The sequence below is a fragment of the Providencia sp. 2024EL-00732 genome (assembly GCF_044006275.1).
Lineage (GTDB): Bacteria > Pseudomonadota > Gammaproteobacteria > Enterobacterales > Enterobacteriaceae > Providencia > Providencia huashanensis.
In genome coordinates this window covers 977,580-1,002,785 of the sequence record NZ_JBIPDG010000001.1, presented here as the reverse complement: position 1 = coordinate 1,002,785, position 25,206 = coordinate 977,580, and the positions used below count along the sequence as shown (strand labels likewise).

General features: G+C 40.9%; 17 protein-coding genes and 1 pseudogene. 5 read left to right on the top strand and 13 right to left on the bottom strand.

Annotation, left to right across the window (positions count from 1 at the left end; genetic code table 11):
• Nucleotides 1–68 precede the first annotated feature (68 nt).
• Genes baeR through ACHB7C_RS04575 form a run of 5 tightly spaced genes read right to left on the bottom strand, consistent with a single transcriptional unit; the run spans nt 69 to nt 9,612 of the window.
• The gene (gene baeR / locus ACHB7C_RS04595) at nt 69–758 is read right to left on the bottom strand and encodes a two-component system response regulator BaeR (RefSeq protein WP_042843521.1); all 690 of its coding nucleotides are present in this window, start codon (nt 756–758) and stop codon (nt 69–71) included.
• Entirely contained in the window at nt 745–2,148 is a 1,404-nt protein-coding gene (baeS, locus tag ACHB7C_RS04590; RefSeq protein ID WP_042843523.1) for a two-component system sensor histidine kinase BaeS, read from the bottom strand. The genes baeR and baeS overlap by 14 nt, the downstream gene beginning before the upstream one ends.
• Before the next feature lie 2 nt (nt 2,149–2,150).
• On the bottom strand, nt 2,151–5,240 hold the full coding sequence (gene mdtC / locus ACHB7C_RS04585) for a multidrug efflux RND transporter permease subunit MdtC (protein ID WP_198860669.1): 3,090 nt from the start codon (nt 5,238–5,240) through the stop codon (nt 2,151–2,153).
• The gene (locus tag ACHB7C_RS04580; protein ID WP_129465989.1) at nt 5,240–8,362 is read right to left on the bottom strand and encodes an MdtB/MuxB family multidrug efflux RND transporter permease subunit; all 3,123 of its coding nucleotides are present in this window, start codon (nt 8,360–8,362) and stop codon (nt 5,240–5,242) included. Before ACHB7C_RS04580 ends, mdtC begins: the two co-directional genes overlap by 1 nt.
• Nucleotides 8,362–9,612, bottom strand: coding sequence for an MdtA/MuxA family multidrug efflux RND transporter periplasmic adaptor subunit (locus ACHB7C_RS04575; protein ID WP_048607361.1), 1,251 nt, complete (start codon nt 9,610–9,612; stop codon nt 8,362–8,364). The genes ACHB7C_RS04580 and ACHB7C_RS04575 overlap by 1 nt, the downstream gene beginning before the upstream one ends.
• Nucleotides 9,613–10,012: 400 nt before the next feature.
• Here ACHB7C_RS04575 and ACHB7C_RS04570 point away from each other — a divergent pair, with 400 nt between their 5' ends.
• Together ACHB7C_RS04570 and ACHB7C_RS04565 are read left to right on the top strand one after the other, a co-directional pair.
• Nucleotides 10,013–10,426: a hypothetical protein gene (locus ACHB7C_RS04570; RefSeq protein ID WP_166686893.1), complete on the top strand. Its 414-nt coding sequence runs from the start codon at nt 10,013–10,015 to the stop codon at nt 10,424–10,426.
• Nucleotides 10,427–10,507: 81 nt separating this feature from the next.
• Nucleotides 10,508–11,692: a hypothetical protein gene (locus ACHB7C_RS04565; RefSeq protein WP_198860668.1), complete on the top strand. Its 1,185-nt coding sequence runs from the start codon at nt 10,508–10,510 to the stop codon at nt 11,690–11,692.
• Between the two features lie 72 nt (nt 11,693–11,764).
• Here the strand turns inward: ACHB7C_RS04565 and ACHB7C_RS04560 are convergent, their stop codons facing one another.
• The 7 genes and pseudogenes from ACHB7C_RS04560 to purM form a co-directional block, all read right to left on the bottom strand.
• Nucleotides 11,765–13,120, bottom strand: coding sequence for an MFS transporter (locus ACHB7C_RS04560; RefSeq protein WP_198860667.1), 1,356 nt, complete (start codon nt 13,118–13,120; stop codon nt 11,765–11,767).
• A gap of 583 nt (nt 13,121–13,703) precedes the next feature.
• Nucleotides 13,704–14,984: pseudogene (mgtE, locus tag ACHB7C_RS04555) on the bottom strand (magnesium transporter); the annotation flags it as partial.
• Nucleotides 14,985–15,347: 363 nt separating this feature from the next.
• The gene (gene ppx, locus ACHB7C_RS04550; protein ID WP_042843533.1) at nt 15,348–16,877 is read right to left on the bottom strand and encodes an exopolyphosphatase; all 1,530 of its coding nucleotides are present in this window, start codon (nt 16,875–16,877) and stop codon (nt 15,348–15,350) included.
• A 4-nt stretch (nt 16,878–16,881) separates the two neighbouring features.
• Nucleotides 16,882–18,951, bottom strand: coding sequence for a polyphosphate kinase 1 (gene ppk1 / locus ACHB7C_RS04545; RefSeq protein WP_042843534.1), 2,070 nt, complete (start codon nt 18,949–18,951; stop codon nt 16,882–16,884).
• 56 nt (nt 18,952–19,007) lie between these two features.
• Entirely contained in the window at nt 19,008–19,595 is a 588-nt protein-coding gene (speG, locus tag ACHB7C_RS04540; protein WP_042843535.1) for a spermidine N1-acetyltransferase, read from the bottom strand.
• Nucleotides 19,596–19,799: 204 nt separating this feature from the next.
• The gene (gene purN / locus ACHB7C_RS04535) at nt 19,800–20,450 is read right to left on the bottom strand and encodes a phosphoribosylglycinamide formyltransferase (protein WP_042843536.1); all 651 of its coding nucleotides are present in this window, start codon (nt 20,448–20,450) and stop codon (nt 19,800–19,802) included.
• Nucleotides 20,450–21,490 (bottom strand): phosphoribosylformylglycinamidine cyclo-ligase, encoded by a 1,041-nt coding sequence (purM, locus tag ACHB7C_RS04530; protein ID WP_042843537.1) that lies wholly within the window; start codon nt 21,488–21,490, stop codon nt 20,450–20,452. Before purM ends, purN begins: the two co-directional genes overlap by 1 nt.
• 354 nt (nt 21,491–21,844) lie before the next feature.
• Between purM and upp the strand changes: the two genes are divergently transcribed.
• From upp to hda, 3 genes are all read left to right on the top strand, one after another.
• The gene (upp, locus tag ACHB7C_RS04525) at nt 21,845–22,471 is read left to right on the top strand and encodes a uracil phosphoribosyltransferase (protein WP_042843538.1); all 627 of its coding nucleotides are present in this window, start codon (nt 21,845–21,847) and stop codon (nt 22,469–22,471) included.
• 110 nt (nt 22,472–22,581) lie between these two features.
• Complete coding sequence (gene uraA, locus ACHB7C_RS04520) at nt 22,582–23,877, top strand: uracil permease (RefSeq protein WP_042843539.1); 1,296 nt, start codon at nt 22,582–22,584, stop codon at nt 23,875–23,877.
• A gap of 126 nt (nt 23,878–24,003) precedes the next feature.
• Nucleotides 24,004–24,705 carry a DnaA inactivator Hda gene (gene hda, locus ACHB7C_RS04515; protein ID WP_042843540.1) on the top strand — a complete coding sequence of 234 codons (702 nt, stop codon included), beginning with the start codon at nt 24,004–24,006 and terminating at the stop codon, nt 24,703–24,705.
• A gap of 144 nt (nt 24,706–24,849) precedes the next feature.
• On the opposite strand, the gene arsC is transcribed toward hda, so the two are convergent.
• A complete protein-coding gene (gene arsC / locus ACHB7C_RS04510) occupies nt 24,850–25,206 on the bottom strand; it encodes an arsenate reductase (glutaredoxin) (protein WP_048607347.1) in 357 nt (118 codons plus the stop codon).

Genomic DNA, 25,206 nt, shown 5'->3' with positions numbered 1-25,206 from the left:
AGGGATGGCGATTTTAACTCTATTTCAGTCAAAATCCAAATATCCCACAAAAATAGTATGTCTATTGGTTAGTATTCATCCCACCGATAACCAAGACCATAGATTGAACGTATAAAAGTTTTTTCGCTATCAAGAGATTCTAATTTGCGGCGTAAGTTTTTTACATGGCTATCGATAGTACGGTCAGTAACAACACGGTGATCGTCATACAAAATATCAAGTAATTGGTCGCGCGAAAAAACCGTTCCCGCATTATCAGACATAAATTTCAGTAACCTAAATTCAGCAGGAGTTAACTCAAGTAACTGGGAGCCATAACGAACTTGAAATGCATTTTCATCAATAATCAGTTTGGTTTGGTGTTGTGGCGGAACAATGTTAGGTTGGCAGCGACGTAAAATCGTTTTAACACGAGCAACGACTTCGCGTGGGCTAAATGGTTTACAAATATAGTCGTCAGCGCCAATTTCTAGCCCTAATAAACGGTCTATTTCTTCTGTTTTGGCGGTGACCATAATAATAGGGATATCACTGAATTTACGTAATTCGCGGCAAATTGAAATACCATCTAAGCCGGGTAGCATCAGGTCTAATAAAATGAGCGCGGGCTGATGTTGTTGTACGTAAGGGAGCACTTCATCACCACGCGAAAGTAACGCGGGCTGGTAATTAGCAGCTTGTAAGTAATCATAAAGGAGTTGCCCAAGTTTAGGTTCATCTTCCACTATCAATACGGTCAAATTGCTATTTTCCACCATGGTCACGGCCTTTATCCTTTGATTGAATAGGTAAATTAATGGTTATTTTTACACCGCCTAATGAAGAAGGGGTGGCAGTAATTTCCCCATTATGGGCTTCAACAATATTATAGCAAATGGCAAGCCCTAAACCGGAGCCACCACTTGCGCGATTTCGTGAGCCTTCTGCACGATAAAAACGCTCAAACAAGTGCTGGCATTGTTCAGTGGTTAAGCCGGGGGCACTATCTTGCCAAACAATACAAAGTTGATGTGGGCCTTGTGTCACCTTAATGACTATTTTTCCTTGAGGGTCGGTATAACGCAGGCTATTTTCCATTAAATTATAAAACAATTGGGTTATGCGGTCTGGATCTGCAAACATAATTGCTTGTTCGCTTAATTGCTTTTCAACGGTTAATTGCCTTGTTTCTAAGCGCCAACGAGCTTGCCCAATAGCCATTTCAATCAATGGGATAATATCGGTTGATTGCTTGCGGTAAACTAACGAACCCCTGTCCGATAGGGAAAGTTGGTGCAGGTCATTGACTAACTTAATTAAAGTTTGAGTTTCATTTAGTAATGAATTAATGGTTTCAGGTGTCGCTTGGCGTACGCCATCTTGTACGGCCTCAAGTTCCCCACGAAGCACCGATAACGGTGTGCGCAATTCATGGGAAATATCCGCCATATAATCACGGCGCATTTGCTCGTTTTTTTCAAGAGTCGAAGCGAGATGGTTAAAATCTTTTGCTAATTGGCCGAGTTCATCACGGCCTGTATCAGGTACTCGAGTGGTAAAATCCCCATTGGCAAGTTGGTTGGTACCTTCTAACAAGCGCTTGATAGGCTTTAAAAAGCTGCGGGCAAGAAAGATAGTGGCTATCAGTGCGACAAATAGTGATAAGCCAGCGATAACCCAACTAGTATACATTTGTTTACTATCAAACCGTCGGTCCAGTGCACTGCTAATGCCATCTTCATAACTCGCCACTAACCAGCCAACAGTATTACCGTTATTAATGATGATAGGCTCACGGAGTACCTTGTTCGGTAAGGGGGTGTCCCGACCAAAGATCAGAGTATCTTGCGTGTCATAGACCCAAAATATGGTGCGCCAACGTTGGCGCATGGGTCCACGATGCTGTTGGTGTTCAACCGATCTCAAAATGCGAAAGAATGTCCTTTCATCACTAAGGAGAAAGCGCCAGTTACCCGTTTCTTCATACTGATCAGCGAGTGCCGCAGAGACGAGTTCGAGGCGTTGTTGATCGTTTTCTTTAATATAATCAATAAAGCCATGTTGGAAACTCATACGCACACCTTGGTGCATGATCACCACTAACAACAGGCAGGTTGCAAAAATAGCCACAAAAAGTCGGGTACTTACACTATTAAGCCTGATTTTCATGATTACTCTCCACTAACTGCCGTTGGAATTGTTCTTTTACGTTGCCAGTATTGTCTTAAACTATCAAAACTTAGGTATACAACGGGGGTGGTAAATAAAGTCAGTAGCTGACTCATAATGAGCCCTCCGACGATTGTGATACCAAGGGGTTGGCGCAATTCAGCACCGTCACCGCTACCTAACATCAGTGGAAGTGCACCGAAAATTGCGGCTAATGTTGTCATGAGTATTGGGCGAAAACGTAACAAACTAGCACGGAATATGGCTTCACGAGCGGTAAGTCCCGCGGTTCTTTGTGCTTGAATAGCAAAGTCGACCATGATGATGGCATTTTTCTTCACAATACCGATTAACAACATAATGCCAATTAAGGCGATTAAACTAAATGGGGTGTCAAATAATTCTAGGGCTAATAATGCACCTACACCTGCTGATGGCAGTGTTGATAAAATGGTCAGTGGGTGAATATAACTCTCATACAAAATTCCCAGAACTAAATACACCGTAACAATTGCGGCTAAAATGAGGAATAATTGTGATTTTAGCGTTTCTTGGAATATTTGTGCGGTACCCGCAAAACTCCCCCTGACTGTTGAAGGAACGCCAAGGGCGGTCATTGTTTTTTCAATTTCGACCATTGCGTCATCCAAGGTATAACCATCGGCTACGTTAAATGCAATGGTCGATGAAGCGGATAGCCCTTGGTGGTTAACACTTAATGGAGCATTGGCGGGTTGCCAACGCGCAAAGTAGGAAAGGGGGATCGCTTGTCCCTGATTATTAATCACAAACATTTTGTCGAGGGAACTAACATCTTGGGTGTATTCAGGAGCGACCTCCATCACGACTTTATATTGGTTCATTGCTTCATAAATGGTAGAAATTTGACGTTGGCCAAAGGCATTATTCAGTAAACTATTGGCCTCACGAACATCAATACCTAACTGCGCCATTAAATCCCTATCATAGGTAATGGCCATTTCAGCGCCTTTGTCTTCTTTGTCTGAGTTAACATCGGTTAATTGGGGCAAATCGCCTAATGCCTTACGGATAGCAGGCTCCCAATCGCGTAAAGCAGATAGCTCATCGGCAAGAAGGGTAAATTGGTAACTGGCATTGGCTTGTCGACCACCGACACGGATATCTTGAACGGGCATCATAAATAAATTAGCCCCAGGCTCATTGGCGAGTTTCAATCTTAACCGGTTGATTACTTGAGCCGAGCTTTCAGTGCGTTCGCTAAGGGGTTTTAATGAAATATACATAAAACCACTGTTCACACGGCTGCCACCCGTAAAACCAGTGACATTATCGGTAGCGGGGTCATCTTTCACTTGTTGCATAAAGCGGGTCATTTTTTCTTTCATGGATTGGAAAGAAATACTTTGGTCAGCGCGGACAAAGCCCATAATGCGGCCAGTATCTTGTTCAGGGAAAAAGGTTTTTGGCACGGTAATATATAAGTAAACATTGAGCCCAATAGTCGCGAATAATACCGCGAGAACACTACGACGATGATTTAATACCCAGTTTAAAGCCGCTGCGTAACTTTCTTGTAGGCGTAGTAATACTCGACCAAATCCCCGATGCTTTGCTTTGATATTACTACCGCGTTTCTTCAGCAAATAAGCGCACATCATTGGCGTCAGTGTTAAAGAGATAACCAGTGAAATCCCAATTGCGGTGGCAAGTGTAATTGCAAACTCGCGGAATAAGCGGCCGACCAAACCGTCCATTAACAGTAGCGGAATAAAAACAGCTACCAGAGAAATACTCATAGAGACAACGGTAAATCCAACTTCGTGGACGCCTCGTATTGCGGCGATAAAGGGTTTAGTTCCATTTTCAATATGGCGAGAGATATTTTCTAACACCACAATGGCATCATCAACCACAAAACCAGTTGCCACTGTCAGTGCCATTAATGATAAGTTGTTAAGGCTAAACCCGCATAAATACATAGCAGTGAAAGTCCCGATCAGCGAAACGGGCACGGCAACCGCAGGGATCAAAGTCGCTCTACCTGAGCGTAAGAACAGCAGAACAACTAAAATAACTAAGGCAACGGCAATCAATAAAGCGCGTTCGACTTCTGCTAAAGATGCACGGATAGTCGGCGTTCTATCTTGTGCGACTTTTAAGTCAATAGCGGCGGGGATCATGTCATTGAATTCAGGCAATTCAGCGCGTATGCGGTTAACTGTCTCAATAATATTGGCACCCGCTTCACGGCGTATAACAATTAAAATAGCGGGTTTGCCATCAGCCATACCCGCCGCACGAATGTTTTCAATAGAATCTTTAACGTTAGCAACATCACTCAATTGGACGGCATTACCATCACGGTAGTGAACAATAATAGGGCGATAGTCTGCCGCTTTTTTTAGTTCATCGTTCGTCTGTACCTGATAGCGTTTTTCATCATCATTAATATACCCTTGAGGTTGACGAACATTGGCGCTGCTAATCGCAGACCGGACGGCATCTAAAGAGACACCTTGGTTAAATAAGGCGGTTGGGTTTAATTCAACACGAACAGCAGGGAGTGAACCGCCCCCAACGGACACTTCACTGACTCCTTCGATTTGTGCGATACGCTGAGCGAGGCGTGTTGAAGCAATATCATAAATTTCACCAGTGCTCATCGTTTCTGATGTCATCGTTAGGATCATAATCGGAGCATCAGATGGGTTGGATTTATAATAGCGTGGGCGACTTGGCATACCGCTGGGCAGTAGTGTTTGTGCAGCATTAATAGCAGCTTGTACTTCACGCGCTGCATTATTGATATCTTTATCTAGGTTGAACTCAAGGGTGATTGTTGTTCGCCCTAGAGCACTACTGGATGTCATTTCGCTGATCCCTGCAATACTCCCCAAAGAGCGTTCAAGGGGAGTAGCCACGGAGGATGCCATTGTTTCTGGTGAAGCCCCAGGAAGTGACGCTGTCACGTTTATCACGGGGTAATCTACTTGGGGTAACGGGGAAACAGGTAAAAATAGAAAACTTAAAGCGCCACATAAGGTTATGGCGACGCTGATAAGTGTGGTCGCGACAGGGCGACTGACAAACAGGGCAAAAAAGCGCTTCATTATGACACCTGCGCCTTATTGGTTTGACGGCGTCGCTTAAAATAATGAGAAAGACGGTCAAACAATAAATAAATCACAGGGGTAGTAAATAGGGTTAAAATTTGGCTCATGATAAGCCCACCAACCATACTGATCCCTAAAGGCTGACGTAATTCCGCTCCGACACCCGTGCTCAGCATTAATGGCAGTGCACCTAACAAGGCAGCCATTGTGGTCATTAATATTGGGCGAAAACGCAGTAAACAAGCTTGGTAAATCGCATCATAAGGGGACATCCCTTTTTCACGTTCTGCCGCAAGGGCAAAATCAATCATCATGATGGCATTCTTTTTAACAATACCAATCAATAAGATAATACCAATAACGGCAATGACATCGAGGTCTTTTCCCGCCATCATCAGTGCGAGTAGTGCACCAACACCAGCGGTTGGTAGTGTAGATAAAATGGTAATAGGGTGAATAAAGCTTTCATACAAAATCCCTAACACGATATACATCGCAATAATAGCTGCGGCAATTAACCAAATAGTACTACTTAATGCAGCTTCAAAAGCCAATGTAGCGCCTTGGAATTGTGTGGTAATGGATTTAGGCATGGCAATCTGCGATTCGGCGTATTTGACAGCATTAACAGCGGCTTCAAGGGATGCACCCTCGGCAACGTTAAATGAGAAGGTAACCGCAGGGAACTGGTCTAGGTGATTAATCGCTAATGGGCCAGTACCTTCTTGAATATTGACTAGTGTGCTTAATGGGACCATCGCGCCATCAGTCCCTTTTAACCGAACATCGTTTAGTGCATCCATCCCCTGACGGGTTTGGGTATCATGCTCTAAAATGACGCGATATTGATTAGATTGGGTATAAATGGTCGAGATCATGCGTTGGCCAAATGCATTATATAAGGCATTGTCAATTGCAGACATAGTGATACCAAAACGGCTGGCAGTATCGCGATTAACATTAACATAAGCGACTAACCCTTTATTTTGCCAATCGCTACTGACATCGGCTAACTCAGGTTGTTGCTCTAACGCGGTTAATAACTGAGGCACCCAAGTTGCTAATTCATCTAAAGAACCGGCTTGCAAGGTAAATTGATATTGAGTACGTGCCACTTGTGTATCAATGGTCAAGTCTTGCATGGGTTGTAAATATAAATTGATGCCAGAAATTTTGTCTGCTGATTGTTGCAATCGGTCAATAATTGCCACGACACGATCTGCTCGGTCATCTAGTGGTTTTAACGTAATCTGAATACGTGCATTATTAAGCGTTGCATTGGTGCCATCGACGCCGACATAGGTGGTGACATTATCAACGGCAGGGTCGGCTAATAGTTTAGAGACGACCTCTTGTTGTTTTTGTGCCATTGCCGCAAACGAGATAGATTGGCGGCTTTCAATTGAACCTTGGATAATTCCACTGTCTTGCAATGGGAAAAAACCTTTCGGTATCCACATATAAAGCAATACGGTCAATACCATGGTGCCCACAGCAACTGACAGGGTTAACCATTGGTGATTTAGAATACGTTTTAGCCAAATCGCATAACCGGCCACCATACGGTCAAAAAAACGCTCACAGGCTAATTCAAAACGGTTATGTTTATGTTGCGATTCAGGTTTTAATAAGCGAGCACACATCATCGGTGTTAAAGTCAGAGAAACCACCGCAGAAATTAAAATTGCGACGGCAAGGGTAATGGCAAATTCGCGGAATAGTCGACCAACAATATCCCCCATAAATAATAATGGAATTAACACAGCCACTAATGAAAAGGTGAGGGAGATAATGGTAAAACCGATTTCCCCTGCGCCTTTTAATGCCGCCACTAAGGGTTTATCCCCTTGTTCAAGGTAACGGGAAATATTTTCGATTACCACAATTGCATCATCGACGACAAACCCTGTCGCAATAGTCAGGGCCATCAGCGTGAGGTTATTGACAGAGAAACCGCAGAAATACATCACTGCGAAAGTACCAACTAAGGAAAGTGGCACCGCAATTCCTGGGATCAATGTGGCTATCCCATTGCGCAAAAACAGGTAAATTACCATTACAACAAGGGCGATTGCCAACATTAACTCAAACTGAACATCACTGACCGAGGCACGGATAGTGCTGGTTCTATCCGTTAGAATATCGACATTCACTGATTTAGGTAAACTTTCAATTAACTCAGGCAATAAGGCACGGATAGTATCTGTCGTTTCAATAACGTTAGCACCGGGTTGGCGCTGTACATTAATAACAATAGCTTGTTGATTGTTAGCCCAAGCACCTAAATAGGCATTTTCAGCACCTTGTACTATGGTCGCAATATCACCAAGTCGGACAGGAGCACCATTTTGAAAAGCCACAATAAGTTTGCGGTAATCATCAAGGGATTTCATTTGGTCATTAGCAGACAAAGTGACTGCACGGGTCGGGCCATCAAAACTCCCTTTTGCAGAGTTAACATTCGCGTTATTAATTGCTAGGCGAATAGTTTCGCTATCTAAGCCTTTTGCTGCCATGGCTTGTGGGTTTAAATTTACCCGTACCGCAGGGCGTTGACCACCGGCTAGTGTCACTAAACCTACACCATTAACTTGGGAAATTTTCTGTGCAATACGTGTTTCGATAATATCTTGAACTTGTGTTAACGGCATCGCATCAGAGGTAACCGCTAAGGTTAAAACCGGTGGATCAGCTGGGTTAACCTTATTATAAATTGGTGGATAAGGCAGATCAGAAGGTAATAGGCTACTCGCTGAGTTTATCGCGGCTTGAACTTCTTGCTCCGCAACCTCTAAAGGTAAGGTGAGTTGGAACATTAACGTGATTACCGATGCACCGCCTGAACTTTGCGATGACATCTGTTTTAAGCCTGACATCTGGCCAAACTGAGTTTCCAGAGGGGCGGTGACCGCAGAGGTCATCACGTCTGGGCTGGCGCCTGGGTAGAGTGTAACGACTTGAATTGTTGGGTAATCGACTTCTGGAAGCGCCGAAACAGGTAAAAAACGATAGCCAATGATCCCTGCGAGTAAAATAGCCACCATGAATAATGTCGTGGCGACAGGGCGTAAAATAAATAAGCGAGAAGGACCACCGCCTTTTGGCATTTCAGGCTGCATTACGCTTTCTCCGCGCTATTTGGTTTATCTTTACGAGGCGTTTGGGCTTTTTTTGCAATGCTCTCAGGGTTAACGACTTCTACGGTGGTGCCATCAGTCAGTTTATCAACACCATCCGTAATCACTTTGGTATTTGCGGCTAGCCCACTTTCGATAACCACTTGCTGGCTATCTTGCATCCCAACAGTGACAGCGTGTTTACTGACTTTATTATCGTCACTTAAAACCCAGACATAATGGCCATCGTTACCCATTTGTAGTGCGGCAGTTGGGATGACCACGGCATCTTGCAAGGTTTCGACTTGCATTTTTATATTAACAAATTGATTAGGAAATAATGTTTCATCTTCATTCGTGAAGCGGGCTTTAATTTTTAATGTTCCGGTGGCGGCATCAATTTGGTTATCGGTACTTAATAATTCACCACTAGCGATCAGGGCAATATTATTTCTATCCCAAGCTTCGATTAAAACTTTTTGACCTGAAGATTGAGCTTGTTGGATAGCAGGAATATCCCCTTCTGGTAAAGCGAAGAGCACATCAGCGGGTTGCGTTTGAGTGATCACAACAATCGGAGTTGAAGTTCCTGAGGGAATAAAATTACCGACATCAACAAGTTTTAGGCCAACTCGTCCAGAAATTGGCGCTGTGATTTTACTGTAAGCTAATTGTAATTTTGCATTATCCACCGCGGCTTGATCGACTTTAATACTCCCTTGAGCTTGCAAAACGGCCGCTTTTTGGTTGTCTAATTCTTGTTGTGAAATAACGTTACTGCCAGCAAGTTTTTGATAGCGAGTCAAATCTAGCTGTGCATTGGCTAACGTTGCTTTGTCTTTAGCAAGTTGTCCTTGCGCCTGTGAAAGCTGAACTTCAAATGGACGAGGGTCTATTTGAGCCAGTAAATCACCGGCATTGACATGTTGACCTTCAGTAAAATAAAGCTGCATCAGTTGGCCTTCAACGCGGCTAGTGACGGTGACAACATTAGCGGCTTGAACTGTACCGAGCCCCGATAGAAAACGTGGTACCTCTTTTTGCTCTGCCAGTGCAAATTGGACAGGGGCGAGTACCCTAGGTGGACGTCCCATGGCGCTGCGTTGTGAATTAGGTTTTGCCACGTTACTGGCATTAGGCGCTTCAGATTGTTGTGATTGTTGATAAAAATACCAAGAGGCTCCGGCTGCAACAAGGATAGCAACGAAAATAGTAGAACGAGTCAATGTTTTACGGCGATTTTGTTTATTCATTTTGGGTTGGTCGCTCAATACAAAAAAGGAAGCTCAGTGAGTTTTTAGAGCAAAAAAACTAACTGAAAAGAGTTAGTTAGGCATATTAATAGTTTAACGTGATAGGTACAAAGAAAAATGGAGGAAATATGAATAAGTGTCAATTTATGTTTGCTTTGCTGCATATAGTGATTAATTGTTAAGCATAGAACAATTTTAGGACATTCTCCAAAAACAACAAAACCCCAAAAAAACATTAAAAATCAATCTAATAAAACTTACAAGTTTGATCTGTAAATGAATTAATTATTTTTATATTAATTAAAAATTAGTTTAATTAATATAAAAATAATAACGTTTGCTCACTCTTTGAAAAGAGTCTAGAAATTTAATAACTGTATATATTAAAAGGAATTAATCAATGGTTTTATACAATAATTCAATTTTATCAGATATCATTTATGACACTAAAACTTTTGCAGCACAAGTTTCCGGCACAGAAGAGGTAGAAATGCTTACTTCAGAAGTGAAAGGAATATTCTCTCAGGTTCAAAATTTAAATGTATCAACACAAGTAAATAAAAATGTGGAGTCTAACCATACCGAGAATTATAAAATTAATACTCCTGAAGTGGAAATAATAGGTTCTGAAGCACAAGAAATATTGGCTATGCTTGGTAAGGTTAATTTATTAGATATTGAAACCTCTGTACAAAGCGATGCTTTGGTTTCTGCATCAAATAGCCTTTTGCAGGATGAAGTCATCTCTGTAAATCAAGATAGTGGATTTAAATATATTCATTATGCACTTGAATTACCTATTGCAACGCTGTAGTTAGTATTAACAAAATGGTCCCTAAAATTAATATCAAATTAAATTAGGGGCCATTTAATTATTTATCTATAGGGAGAATATATGAATTTAGTTAAAATTAGAACAGAACAGTTAAAAAAAACAGTGAACCAGTATGAAAAAACAATTGATCTTGAACTGTTACGTAGAAAGATAAATAGACGAATTGATATAAAATCTAAACTAGATGCTCTTCAACTAAAGCTAGAGAAAAAAAGTGAAGCATTAATAGAAGAATATATCAAAACATACAATGGCTATATAGAAAAAATTACAGATGTTATACAAAAAATGTCTCAGTCTAATAAGGAGAATATGAATGGTTTTATAAAAATCATATCAAAAACACCTATGCACTTTGAGGAATATATAAACGAAACTATAAAAAATTTCGCTAATATACCTACAAAGAAGGATATATACGCTCCAAGAATGGCAAGCTATTTGGAAGATATTAAGTATAGCTATAAAAATAAAGTACAATTCGTAGAGAACACCTATAATATAAAGCATTATATAAATGATGTTATTATGATAACCCAAAAGCAACTCTGCTGCAGTGATAGTGACCATCACTTCCCAAATGAAATAGTATCAAACCCCTTTGATTTTAAAGTTGACACCCAAAAATATTATGATGATAGGGTGAAAAATATGAGTGAATATCATAGTAAGGCAGCAGTGCAATTCCCAGAAATTAAATCTTTAACATTGGAAATATTAAATACTGAACAGAATCTTAATGATAAAGAAGTTTGGCTAATTAACACGTTACTAGCAGAAAAAAAGGATATTGTAAAACTTGAGGAGGAGGGCAGCTATAGCGGTGTTGACTACTTCGGGGATGAGCTTTTCAAATATAAAATGTTGAATAATGATTTTAAAAAAGTAGAGATAGATATAATAGTGAAAATGGTAATATTAAAATATATATCGAGTGGAGCTAAGAATGATGAGCTAATGGATAAAATCCTATCGTTATCTGGAAAAAAAAGAGACCTTAAACAACAAATAGCAAAAACAGAAAAAAATATTAAAGAGTTGATTGTAAGAAATAAATTTAACTATCCCGAGATAGGGGCAATGACAGCTGAAGAATCTAAAGAATGCGAACAAATCATGGCTTCATATATAAGCGCTTTTAAGGAAGATGGTTCATCAAGTAGTAATCATTTAGAATCGAGTAGCGTTAATGCAGGTTTGATACAGGGTGTTAAACTAGATCAAACTATTGGTCTAGATATATAGTAAGATGCAATAAATAGAAACGGTCTGACGCCAAGATACGTACATCAGACCGTTTGAAAGTTAACGATTTAATTACGGTGTCGTACTCGTATTTAAAACTGTTGAATGGCTTTCATTATCTTGGTTGTTTACCGTCCAGCCTTTCCATGAAAGAGGTAAAAATGCGACCGCTACAGCTAATAGCGATACACCAGCAACATAGTATGCAGGTGCCATATGGGACTGTTGTAACCATGCCCCCGTCAGAATTGGGGTCAAACCACCAAAAATTGCATAAGCAACATTGTAAGCAAATGACAGCCCTGAATAACGGATTTCAGGTGGGAATGCACGCGTGCTGATAATAGGCGTTGTTGCAATCGCACCTACAAAGAAGCCCATTAAGCCATAGTTAAAAATTAAGCTAGTTGCTGAAATATCTGAAGATAACGATGAATAGAAATAAATCGCGGTAACAGCTAAACCACCCCAAGACAATGTCATGGATGTCCGAGTCCCTGTTTTATCGCCTAACCATCCCCAGAAAATACAGCCTAAAGTTAAGGTCAATGTCGCAGCACAGTTGGCTTGCAATGCAATATTGCGGTCAATATTGTAGATCCCTTTTAAAACGACATCTGGGGTCATCAAAATAGTGACAACAATCGCTGTTGATAAGGACCAAGTTAGCGCGGCGGTAATCATACAAGCTTGTTTGTGTGATTTAATGACCGTTTTGACGGGTAACTCTTGAGATAATGCTTTTTTCGCGGCTAGCTCTTTAAATATGGGGGTTTCTTGTAAAAAACGGCGCAAATACACGGAGATAAAGCCAAAAATACCCCCGAGAATAAACGGTATACGCCATGCAAAGTCGTGGACTTCAGTAGTGGTATAAGAACGCTCAATAATAATGGCCACGATAGAACCAAGTAAAATACCACCTGTAATACCTGACGTTAATGTCCCAACCCCTAAGCCATAACGTTGTTTAGGGGTATGTTCGGCAATAAACACCCAAGCCCCAGGCATTTCCCCACCAATGGCAGCACCTTGCATAATGCGCATCAATAATAGTAATAACGGTGCTGCTGCACCAATTGTTTCAAAGGTTGGCAGGAAACCGATTACAAAGGTAGGGAATGCCATTAAGAAAATACTTAAGGTGAACATTTTCTTACGACCAATTTTATCCCCAAAATGGGCCATAATAATCCCACCAAGTGGGCGAGCAAGGTAACCAGCAGCAAACAACCCTAAAGTAGCCATTAACGCAAGGAATTCGTTATCCCCAGGAAAAAATAGCTGAGAAATAATTTTTGCGTAAAAAACGAAAATAACAAAATCATAAAACTCAAGCGTACCCCCTAAAGAGGATAAACCTAATGTTTTATAATCTTCTTTACCCAAGGGCCGCGCCGAGGGTTGGCTGGCTGGTTGCGATGTCATAACACTTTCCTTCTAAAATACTTGAAATATCAGTATAGGATAAATTCAAGATAACAAGCAGTTGCTCAAAATAATGAGTTAATCATATTTATTGGGTGCAGATAAGAGGCATAAACGTTGGATGGGTATAACTTAGTTTAATACACAGTATCTTTTTGCATATGCTATTTATAGCAGGAAATTCTATATTTTGTAAACCTCGGTACCAAAAACAAGAATCATATTCTGGTTAGTTGCTATTAGTTAAATTAAGCGCCCACTCTGGCAGTGAATAGCCTTATATGATGTTAATATTATGAAATTTGCAGAATATCGTATATCGAAAACAGGGTTTTATTTAGCTAATTAATATTAATTTAATAATTTCTTACGTTTTTGAATAACAAAAAATATTATAAGAGTTGCTAGGGAAATACTGTGATCCTAAATAGTCATTATTCTAACTAAACATCTTTAGCAAAAATGAACATGACTAAAGAGCCGACAGTGACTAAAAGTTAACAATTTGAAATGTATTAAAGAAAGGGATTACTAGTGATAAAGACGCATGTCCAGAAAGGTAACTGGACATGCATAGAGACAGCTAAACTAAGAAAAGGGTGGCTAAGCCTAGGAAAATAAAGAAACCGCCTGTATCTGTAATTGCAGTGATCATCACACTGGAGCCAATAGCAGGGTCTTTACCTAGTTTTATCATGATTAGCGGGATAAGCACACCCATAATCGCGGCCATTAATAAGTTTAGAACCATAGCCAGTGTCATGACTGCTCCCATCGCAATATCGCCATAGAGGAAGTAGGTAACGACACCCATTATACCTCCCCAAACAATACCATTAATAAAGGCAACGCCAAGCTCCCTGAGCATTAAGAAAGAGAAACTACCGCTTTGAATCTGGTGAAGCGCTATAGCACGGACAATCATAGTGATAGTTTGGTTACCTGTATTACCGCCAATACCAGCGACGATAGGCATTAAAGTGGCGAGGGCAACTAATTGGGAAATCGTATCTTCGAACACCCCGATAACTCGGGAAGCGACAAAGGCGGTACATAAATTGATAGCAAGCCATGTCCAACGGGTTTTGACTGCTTGGCCTACGGGAGCAAAGACATCTTCTTCAGGGCTTAACCCCCCCATACGACGAATACTGTTATCATTTTCTTCGCTGATGTTATCAACGATATCTTCAACGGTGAGACGGCCCATTAACAAGCCATTGCTGTCTACGACAGCGGCGGAAATTAAGTCATAGCGTTCGAACGCGCTTGCTGCATCTTCGCCTTTTTCATCGGGTAAGAAGGTGACGGTGTCTGTTCGCATGACCTCAGCAACGATTTTATCGGGTGATTGTGTTAAAATCGTGGTTAATGGTAATTCACCTTGTAGATAATTATTGTTATCTACAACGAAAATTTTATCCGTTGCTTCTGGGATTTTGCCTCGTTGCCGTAGATAACGTTGAACCGTTTTTAATGCCACATTTGGACGGACGGTGACGAACTCAAAGTCCATCATTTGCCCAACGCTATCTTTTGCGTATTGCAAGACTTCTCGGATGCGGCTACGTAAGCTGGGTTCTAAATAGGTGAGCAATCTACGCATCGTATCGCGGGGTAAGTGTTCCGCGATATAAGCTTGCTCATCAACATGCAGGTTAGCAACTGCGCGCAGAAGTTCTCTATCTGACATATCCTTGATTAGACTGTCCCAGACAGAAACAGAGGCTTCAACTAGCACTTCACCGCGTTCGTTATTATCAACAAGGCGCCATAGTGCGAGACGCTCATCGTATGGGAGCATCTCTAAAATATCCGCGATATCAGCGGTGTGCAGGTCAAGAAGTAACTCTTTTACAGTATTGATTTTTTCACTAATTGCTTTGTCATCAATACTGACGTGTTGATCATTTTCAACAAGTGCATGGACGAACTCTTCGTCGTCTAAAAATAACGTCAGAATTTGCTGGCGGATATGCGCCAGTTTTTGTGAGTGCGGGTTTACTGTTGGTACCGCATCGATTGAGAAAGCAGGTTGTGACATTTTAATCCTTAAAGCAATAACAGCGCACAGCGCTTTATATTAATTCGCCTACGAGGGGACGAAATTTATTATCATTATTGTCGCCCATTTAAATAATATTTCAAACAGTTGAATTAAATAGGCAGTGATTTCACAGTAATCAACCAATAAAATCAGAAGAAATCACTACAATAATGGCGTAAGTTACTTGGTTTCCGCACTAATACGTAATGACCAACCAGGAACATCCTCCCAATAATCACTTTCTTTTTCTAAATCCAGGGCCATCAAGGCATTCTGCACGAGATATTCCTCTGGTAAATAGAGTGCCCAGTGGCCTTCATCTGTTTCTATTCGTAATGAAGTCGGGGTTGTTGTTGATTGGCGTTGGTTATTTAATAATATGGCAAGCCGCAAGATTTGAATTAGCGGCATAAATTGTTTTCTTTTAAACAGATTAAATTTGGGAATATCGTCATATTTTATGGCTCGACGGTGATTACGGACTAGCGTGGCTAATAATAATTGCTGCTCTTGATTAAAACCGGGTAGGTTAGTGTTTTGTAAAATATAGGCAGAATGGCGGTGCATGCCACTATGATTAATACTTAACCCGACTTCATGCAGCATAACAGCCCAAATCAAAATAGATTCTAGTTGAGGATTAAGCTGTTTGGGGTTTTGCTGACCCCACTGGTAATACAGCTCTTCCATGGTTTTTAGAACGCGCTTTGCTTGTTCTCTATCAATATTATAGTGCTCGGCAAGGCTTAATGCAGTGCGTTGACGGATATCTTGGTGGCGAAAACGGCCTTCCATTTCATACAGAACCCCTTCACGTAAAGCACCATCGGATAACCGTAATTCTTTAATATCTAATGAATCAAATACAGCCAATAAAATAGCCAGTCCTGGAACGAAAACCTGCTTGCGCTCGTTGGACAAGCCGGGAATGTTTAATGCGCTAAATGACTTATATTTCAACGCCATTTGTTTAATTTCAGCCAGTCGTTCTCGAGTAATAATACCGTCTTTATAGCCAAGTTCTTGTAATACACTATGTGTTGCTTTAATTGTGCCAGAAGCCCCCATTGCAACATCCCATGTGTATTTTTTAAATAAAATAGCCGTACTTTCTAATTTTAAACAGGCGCAAAGATAAGCACGATTAAAAAAATCAGGGGAAATGGTTTCGTTTGGAAAGTAAGTGCGAGCAAAACTGACGCAACCCATTCTGCGGCTTTCAATGAGTAGTGGCTCAAATTTTTCACCGATAACGATTTCCGTAGAGCCGCCCCCGATATCAAGAACAAGCTTGCGACCTTTCTCCGGCTGGGTGTGCTCAACTCCCATAAAAATTAGCCTTGCTTCTTCTTGGCCTGAAATAATTTCAATGGGATAGGGGATAATTTCTTTGGCGCGTTGCAAAAACTGCTTCACATTGGTTGCAACGCGTAATGAGTGGGTGCCAACAATACAAACATTATCAGGCGAAAAACCCTGCAAACGCTCTGCAAATAAAGCTAAACAAGAAAGCCCTCGTTCCATTGCTTCTTCACTGAGTTCGTTGGTATCACTCAGCCCATCAGCAAGGTGGACACGCTTTTTAAGGCGGGTGAGCACTTGTAATGCCCCATTGACAACACGTGCGATGACCATATGAAAACTGTTTGAGCCTAAATCTATTGCCGCAATTTCTTGTGGCCTTGGTGATGATGTTGAAGTTATTGGCATAGTATCAAGCTCTGGTATCTGGTGTTTCAAGTGATTTTAAATATTCATAAACAGCAAGTTGAGAACGTATTTTTCGCTTATTTCCGCGAGGAACATAATGATTACTCAAATCTTTGTCAACATAACGGGCTTTTACTGTATCGCTAAATTGCAATTCTAGAATATCTAAAACACGTTGTTTTAAATGAGGATCAACTAAACTCACTGCAACTTCAATACGATAGTCTATGTTACGAGTCATCCAATCCGCTGATGAAATAAACACTTTTTCGTCCCCTGCATTAGTGAAAACATAGACGCGGTCATGTTCAAGAAAGCGGTCAACGATGCTGGTGACTTGAATATTTTCGCTGTACCCCGATTGACCTGCCACTAAAGAACACATGCCACGGACTAATAAACGAATTTTAACCCCTGCATTAGAGGCATCATACAGTTTATCAGTGAGTTCTTTATCAACTAAATTATTAATTTTTAATGTAATGCCGCTTGGAAGCCCCGAAAGTGCATTGGCTATTTCTTGGTCAATTAAAGCCATTAATTTAATGCGAGTATTTTGTGGTGAGACCATTAAGTTGTCAAAGGTGACTGGGCGGTACGGGTTTTCAATAAAACTAAATACTCGGCGCACTTCATTAGTGATTTGTTCGTTAGCGGTGAGTAATGAATAGTCGGTATATAACCGAGCGGTTTTTTCATTAAAATTACCTGTCCCAATATGGGCATAGCGGATAATTTGGCCTTCTTCCATACGTGAAATGATAAATAATTTCGCATGAATTTTCAGGCCAGGGGCAGAGAAAATAACATGGACACCCGCTTCGGTTAGTCTTTTAGCCCAATGTATATTAGCGGCTTCATCGAAACGTGCTTGCAGTTCAACGACTACGGTGACCTTTTTACCGTTATGGGCGGCGTGGATCACGGAATCAATGATGCGAGAGTCTTTCGCAACACGGTAAATATTGATTTTTATCGACAATACATTAGGGTCAAAGGAAGCCTGACGCAGTAATTCTAAAGTATGCTCAAAGGTATAATAAGGGTAATACAGCAGTACATCACGTTCCCGAATAGCATCAAAGCCATTGCGGAAATTATCAAACCAGCGGTGACGTAACCTTGGTAGAGGTTTGTTTAATAAGTTTTTATTCCCTTCATTAGGGAAGTTAATAAAGTCTTTAAAGTTATGATAGCGCCCACCTGCAATGACCGAGTCGTCATTAGATAACCCCAATTTTTCACGTAACAAAGCAACCATTTCATCAGGCATATCACGTTGATACACAAAACGAACTGGCTCTGCGGTTAAACGTTGCTTTAACGTTGAAGACATAATCTCAAGCAAGCTCGATTCCATTTCTGAGGCGATGTCATATTCGGCATCACGGGTCATTTTCATCGAATAGGCGTTGAGCTCATCATAATCGAAAAAACCTTTAAAAATTTCATCGAGGGTATAACGTAAGATATTATCAATTAATATCATTGATTTACGTCTTTTCGGCTTTTCTGGTGGTAAGTTAACAAACCTTGGAACTTTATCAGATGGAATTTCTAATAAGGCGTATTGAATGTGGTTACCATTAATGATTTCTATCGCAAGATAGGTGTAATCGTCTTTCAGAAACTCGACTAAATCAGTATCTGGATTGATTAAAATGGGGGTGATGTGCTGGCGTAGATTTTGCCGGAAATACTGACGTAACCAAATCTGCTGACGTGGGGAAATTTGCCGTTCATTGATTAAAAATATTTGGTTACGAGCCATCTCAAGCAACAAATCATTATACAGAACGTCAAACTCTTGTTCCTGTTTGGCAACTTTAGATTGGATGCGCTTTAATAAGTGACGGGCACCACTTGCTGAGCCGCGTTCTTCATTGATTAAAATTCGGCGTTTCACATCAGCAAAACGAACTTTATAAAACTCATCTAAGTTATTGGAGTAAATGCCCAAAAAACGCATACGCTCAATAAGAGGGTTACGCTTATCGGCTGCTTCTTGTAAAACGCGCTCGTTAAAAGATAGCCAGCTTAACTCTTTTTCATGATAGAGACGTTCTTGGGACATTATAACTCCGTATTAGACGCTTGTTACTTTTTAAGGCTTTGATTTCAGCCAGCTAACTAAATATGTTGTTTAATCGCTTTATCTTGAGCAACAACACTTTCTGGGTTAGCAGACTGTTGTTTCATCGCAAAATATTGATGCTGGAAAATACACATGCGGATAGCCGTGTGGTAGCGCCCATTTACGAAAAATTCGTCAATCAACTCACCTTCAGTATGAAAGCCTAGTTTATTATAAATATGGATAGCTTTGATATTTTCTTTATCAACAATTAGGTAAAGTTTATATAAATTTAATACAGAGAAAGCATAGTCCATTGCAAGCTTTGCTGCACGACTTGCGTGGCCACGACCTTGATGGCTTGGTGCAATAATAATTTGGAATTCAGAGCGACGGTGAATATAGTCAATTTCAACAAGCTCAACTAAACCCACTTTTTCGCTATCATTCTCAACAATAAAGCGCCGTTCGGATTGGTCATGAATATGTTTATCGTAAAGATCGCTTAGCTCAACAAAGGCCTCATAAGGCTCTTCAAACCAGTAGCGCATAACACTGGCATTATTATCAAGTTGATGAATAAATGCTAAATCTTCACGTTCAAGTGGGCGCAACCTAAACGGATGAACTTGCCCGGTAGTCATAAAACACCTCTAAGTTAGTGAGTAAAATGTTATTTATAAAAACGTTGCGTCTAGGATAACATGGTTTTTCGATAAAATAATGACACAGCACAGACAGATCTACTCCTTGTTGAAGAATAGTTCACTTTATGCAGAGGGATTTGATTAACCGCTAAAAATAAAAGAGAAAAGGGCGGAAACTCCGCCCTTAGCTAACAATATAAATTATAGCGTTGATGATGCAATAGAATAACCATTCGGTGGTAAAATTTGGTTGTCTAATAACGCGTTACCATCGTGCATCGACAAACGGCCACTAATAAACCATTCAACAACGATTGGGTAAATGGTATGTTCTTGCGTTTTTACGCGCTCAATAAGAAGTTCTTCGGTATCACCAGTGAAAATAGGTACTTTGGCTTGTAAAATTACAGGCCCACCGTCAAGCTGTTCTGTAACAAAATGTACGGATGTACCATGTTCTTTATCGCCATTTTCCAGCGCCTTCCGATGAGTGTGTAACCCAGGGTATTTGGGCAATAAAGAAGGGTGGATATTGAGCAATTTCCCCGTAAAGTGATTAACGAAAGGTGCAGTTAAAACCCGCATAAAACCAGCTAGAACAATTAAATCTGGCTGGTATTGTTCAATATATTCTAACAGGGCGGTGTCATAAGCTTGGCGGTCGGTATATTGTGTCGCATCAAGGTAGAAGGCGGGTATCCCAGCCTTCTGTGCACGGACAAGACCATAAGCGTTGCCTTGGTTGCTCACAACCGCGGCAATTTGAGCATCAATTTCCCCTGAATGGCAGCTATCAATTAATGACTGCAAATTACTACCACTGCCTGAAATGAGAACAACAATTTTCTTCATTAGCGGATCACAACCTGCTCTTCCCCCACAGGAAGCTCACCAATAGTACCAATTTGCCAAGCTTTTTCACCAAGTTGGGTTAATAATGCTAAAGCAGCTTCAACTTCACTTGGTGGTAAGGCGACGATGATGCCCACACCGCAGTTAAAAGTGCGGTACATTTCGTGGGTACTGACATCACCAGCTTGTTGTAGCCAGTCAAAGACAGCAGGCCATTGCCAGCTATTTCCATCAATAATTGCTTGGGTGTTATCAGGTAATACACGAGGAATATTTTCCCAGAAACCACCCCCTGTGATATGTGCGATTGCATGAATATCACGGTTAGCAATCAGTTCTAATACGTTTTTAACATAAATACGGGTTGGTTCTAATAAATGGTCAGCTAAAGGTTTACCGTCTAATTGTGTGGTTTCCGGATTAGTTTGGCTAACGTCTAAAATTTTACGTACCAAAGAATAACCATTTGAATGAGGACCACTTGAGGCTAAGGCAATTAATGCATCCCCTGCACTGACTTTGCTGCCATCGATGATCTCGGAGCGTTCGACGACACCGACACAGAAACCTGCAACGTCGTAATCTTCCCCATGGTACATGCCGGGCATTTCTGCTGTTTCGCCGCCAACTAATGCACAGCCTGATTGTTTACAGCCTTCTGCGATACCAGTGATAACGCTTGCCGCAGTGTCGACATCAAGTTTACCGGTTGCATAATAATCGAGGAAAAACAGTGGCTCAGCACCTTGAACGATTAGGTCATTGACACACATCGCAACCAAGTCAATACCAATAGTATTATGGCGTTTTAAATCCATTGCTAGACGTAATTTTGTGCCTACACCGTCAGTACCTGATACGAGTACAGGTTCACGATATTTTTGAGGCAGGGAACATAATGCGCCGAACCCCCCAAGCCCGCCCATGACTTCTGGACGGCGAGTTTCCTTCACCACACCTTTAATACGTTCAACCAAGGCGTTACCTGCATCAATATCGACACCGGCATCTTTATAGCTAAGAGAGGTTTTATCAGTCACTACGGCCCCCAAGGCAATTACATTTTGAGAAAATTAACTTCATTAGCATTATTCTAACAGGCTAGGCAAACGTTTGCGATAGCTTTATCAATGAAAATTTTTGTCATTGTCAGGGGAAAAGAAATGACAATATTCAGTAAATAAACATCAGCCAAAAGAAATGAGGTCACGGAGATGGTGATTGCTGTTTATCAAATATCAACTTAGCTGAGATAAGCTATAATATGAAAAAAATGGGGCTAATTGTTGTTGTTTTGACCAAAATCAAGGGTAATCTAGTGGCAATCGTAGCTAAAAGAGGTATAATCCGGCGATTTTTTTGTCCGCCGACGTCTTAAATAGTAGGAGAAAACCATGAAGATCGTTGAGGTAAACCACCCTCTCGTTAAACATAAACTCGGCCTGATGCGAGATCATGATATAAGCACTAAACGCTTTCGTGAACTGGCCTCAGAGGTTGGTAGCCTACTGACTTATGAAGCAACCGCTGACCTTGAAACTGAAAAAGTGACTATCGATGGTTGGTGTGGTCCTGTAGAAATAGAACAAATTAAAGGTAAGAAAATCACTGTAGTACCAATTCTCCGTGCAGGTATTGGTATGATGAATGGTGTGTTAGACAGTATTCCAAGTGCACGTATCAGTGTGGTTGGTGTTTATCGTGATGAAGAAACACTACAACCAGTTCCCTATTTTCAAAAACTCGCCTCCAACATTGAAGAGCGTATGGCACTCGTTGTTGACCCAATGCTAGCAACGGGTGGTTCAATGATTGCGACTATCGACTTGTTAAAAAATGCAGGTTGTACGTCAATTAAGATACTTGTGCTTGTGGCTGCTCCTGAAGGTATTAAAGCTTTAGAAGCCGTACATCCTGATGTTGAATTATATACCGCTTCCATAGATGAGCGTCTTAATGAAGATGGTTATATCGTTCCGGGTCTGGGTGACGCGGGTGATAAGATATTTGGTACAAAATAATGATAAGCCGACTGAGAAGTCGGCTTTTTTTTGATTTATTCGTAGAGAACCACTGTATTTAAAGTGATAAGCCAATTCAGTAAAAAATTGCTAAAAGGGGATAAAATAAAATGACACGTCGCACCATCAGTGTTGAAGAAAGACCGCCATTACTCCAAACCATACCACTGAGCTTCCAGCATTTATTTGCTATGTTTGGCGCAACCGTTGTCGTACCGATTCTGTTTGGCGTAAACCCAGCCACAATATTATTGTTTAACGGGATAGGCACCCTGTTGTATTTATTTATCTGTAAAGGGCAAATTCCTGCTTATTTAGGGTCTAGTTTTGCTTTTATTTCGCCGGTATTGATTTTATTGCCACTCGGTTATGAATTGGCACTGGGTGGCTTTATTATTTGTGGTGTATTGTTTTGTCTTGTTGCATTGATTGTTAAAGTTGCGGGAAGGGGGTGGATTAACGTGATGTTCCCACCCGCGGCTATGGGGGCGATTGTTGCCGTTATCGGTTTAGAATTAGCTCAAACAGCAGCAAGTATGGCTGGCTTATTGCCTAAAGATGGCGCCACAGTCGATAGCAATACACTAATCATTTCCCTGACGACATTATCTGTAACTATCCTTTGTGCGGTTGTTTTTCGTGGTTTTTTATCTATCATTCCGATTCTAATTGGTTTTTTAGTTGGTTATGCACTTTCTTACTTTATGGGCATTGTCGATTTTACACCCGTAATCGAAGCACCTTGGTTTGCAATTCCAACTTTTTATACGCCACGCTTTGAATGGTTTGCTATCTTAACCATTTTGCCTGCTGCATTAGTGGTAATTGCAGAACATGTTGGCCACCTAGTTGTGACTGCAAATATTGTTGAACGGGATTTGATGAAAACACCGGGCTTACATCGTTCTATGTTTGCAAACGGTTTTTCTACTGTAATTTCTGGTTTTTTTGGTTCCACGCCGAATACGACATATGGCGAAAATATCGGTGTTATGGCCATTACTAAGGTATACAGTACTTGGGTTATTGGTGGTGCAGCGGTAATAGCGATATTACTTTCTTGCATTGGTAAGTTAGCTGCGGCGATCCAATTAGTGCCGGTACCGGTGATGGGTGGGGTATCACTCTTATTATACGGGGTAATTGGTGCATCGGGTATCCGTGTTTTAATTGATTCGAAAGTGGATTACAACAAACCGCAAAACTTGATTTTGACGTCAGTGATTTTAATTATTGGTGTCAGTGGGGCGGTGATCCATATTGGTCAAGCAGAACTTAAAGGTATGGCACTGGCTACGATTGTTGGTATTTGTATGGCATTGTTATTCCGCTTTATTACCTTTGTCCGGCCTGAGAAACAGTTTGTGACATCAGAAGTGCAAGAGCTTAATAGTCATAAAAAATAATTCACATTGTTTTCAATACGCCGCTCAAAATATTGGGCGGCAATTGGAAACCGTTCTTATTCATCTCTCCTCGTTTTTTATGGTAAACTGGGAGATGAAAATTGATTTGTACAGCCAGAGGCGCTTCTGAACACACCATCACAGCTTTCATTACCACTATATCTTCCAGATGATGAAACCTTTGCTAGCTTTTATGCTGGGGAGAATGGGGCGTTGTTGTCTGCTATTCAGTCTGCAATTATTCAACCACATGGTAGCTATATCTATTATTGGTCGCGTGAAGGTGGTGGGAAAAGCCATTTATTGCATGCTGCATGTGCTGAGCTTTCTGAACAGGGTGTTGCTGTAGGCTATGTACCACTCGATAAACGTGCATATTTTGTTCCTGAAGTATTAGATGGCATGGAACATTTATCATTGGTTTGTATCGATAACATCCAATGTATAGCGGGTGATGAAGAATGGGAAATGGCTATTTTCAATTTATATAACCGTATTTTAGAAATTGGCCGTACTTGCCTGTTAATTACGGGTGATAGACCCCCACGGCAGATTGAGTTGAAATTACCGGATTTGGCCTCTCGCCTTGATTGGGGGCAAATCTACAAGCTGCATCCACTTAGCGATGAAGATAAAATATGGGCTCTTCAATTACGTGCACGTATCCGTGGTTTTGAGCTTCCTGAAGACGTCTGCCGGTTTGTGTTAAAACGTCTTGATAGAAAAATGGGGACATTGTTCGATATTCTCAATAAACTTGACCATGCCTCGATTGTTGCACAGCGAAAACTCACCATTCCATTTGTCAAAGATATCTTAAAGCTCTAGTCAATATTATTGATTAAATCAATATATAAAACTAAAGGCGATAGACTCATGCATATCGCCTTTTAAACAATGTTTGGAAGAGAAGAAGTAACTTAAGTCAAACTCAATAATATATTGAGTACGACTTTTATCACCAAACAGTTTTTATAAAATTTCAAGTACCTGCTCAGGTGGCCGGCCTAAACGTGCTTTATCGCCGTTAACCACAATAGGGCGCTCAATCAGCTTCGGGTTTTCATGCATCGCTTTAATTAGTTGATCCTGTGTTAAGCCGTCATCACTTAAATTCAATTCTTTATATAAATCTTCTTTGGTGCGCATTAACTGACGAGCATCTTTAAACCCTAACATCTTGAGCAGTTTTTTGATTTCACCCGTTGTTGGGGGTGTTTTTAAGTATTCAACCACAGTGGGAACAATGCCTTTTTGCTCTAACAGGGCTAAGGTTTCACGGCTTTTAGAGCAACGAGGGTTGTGGTAAATCTTAATCGAATCCGTCAT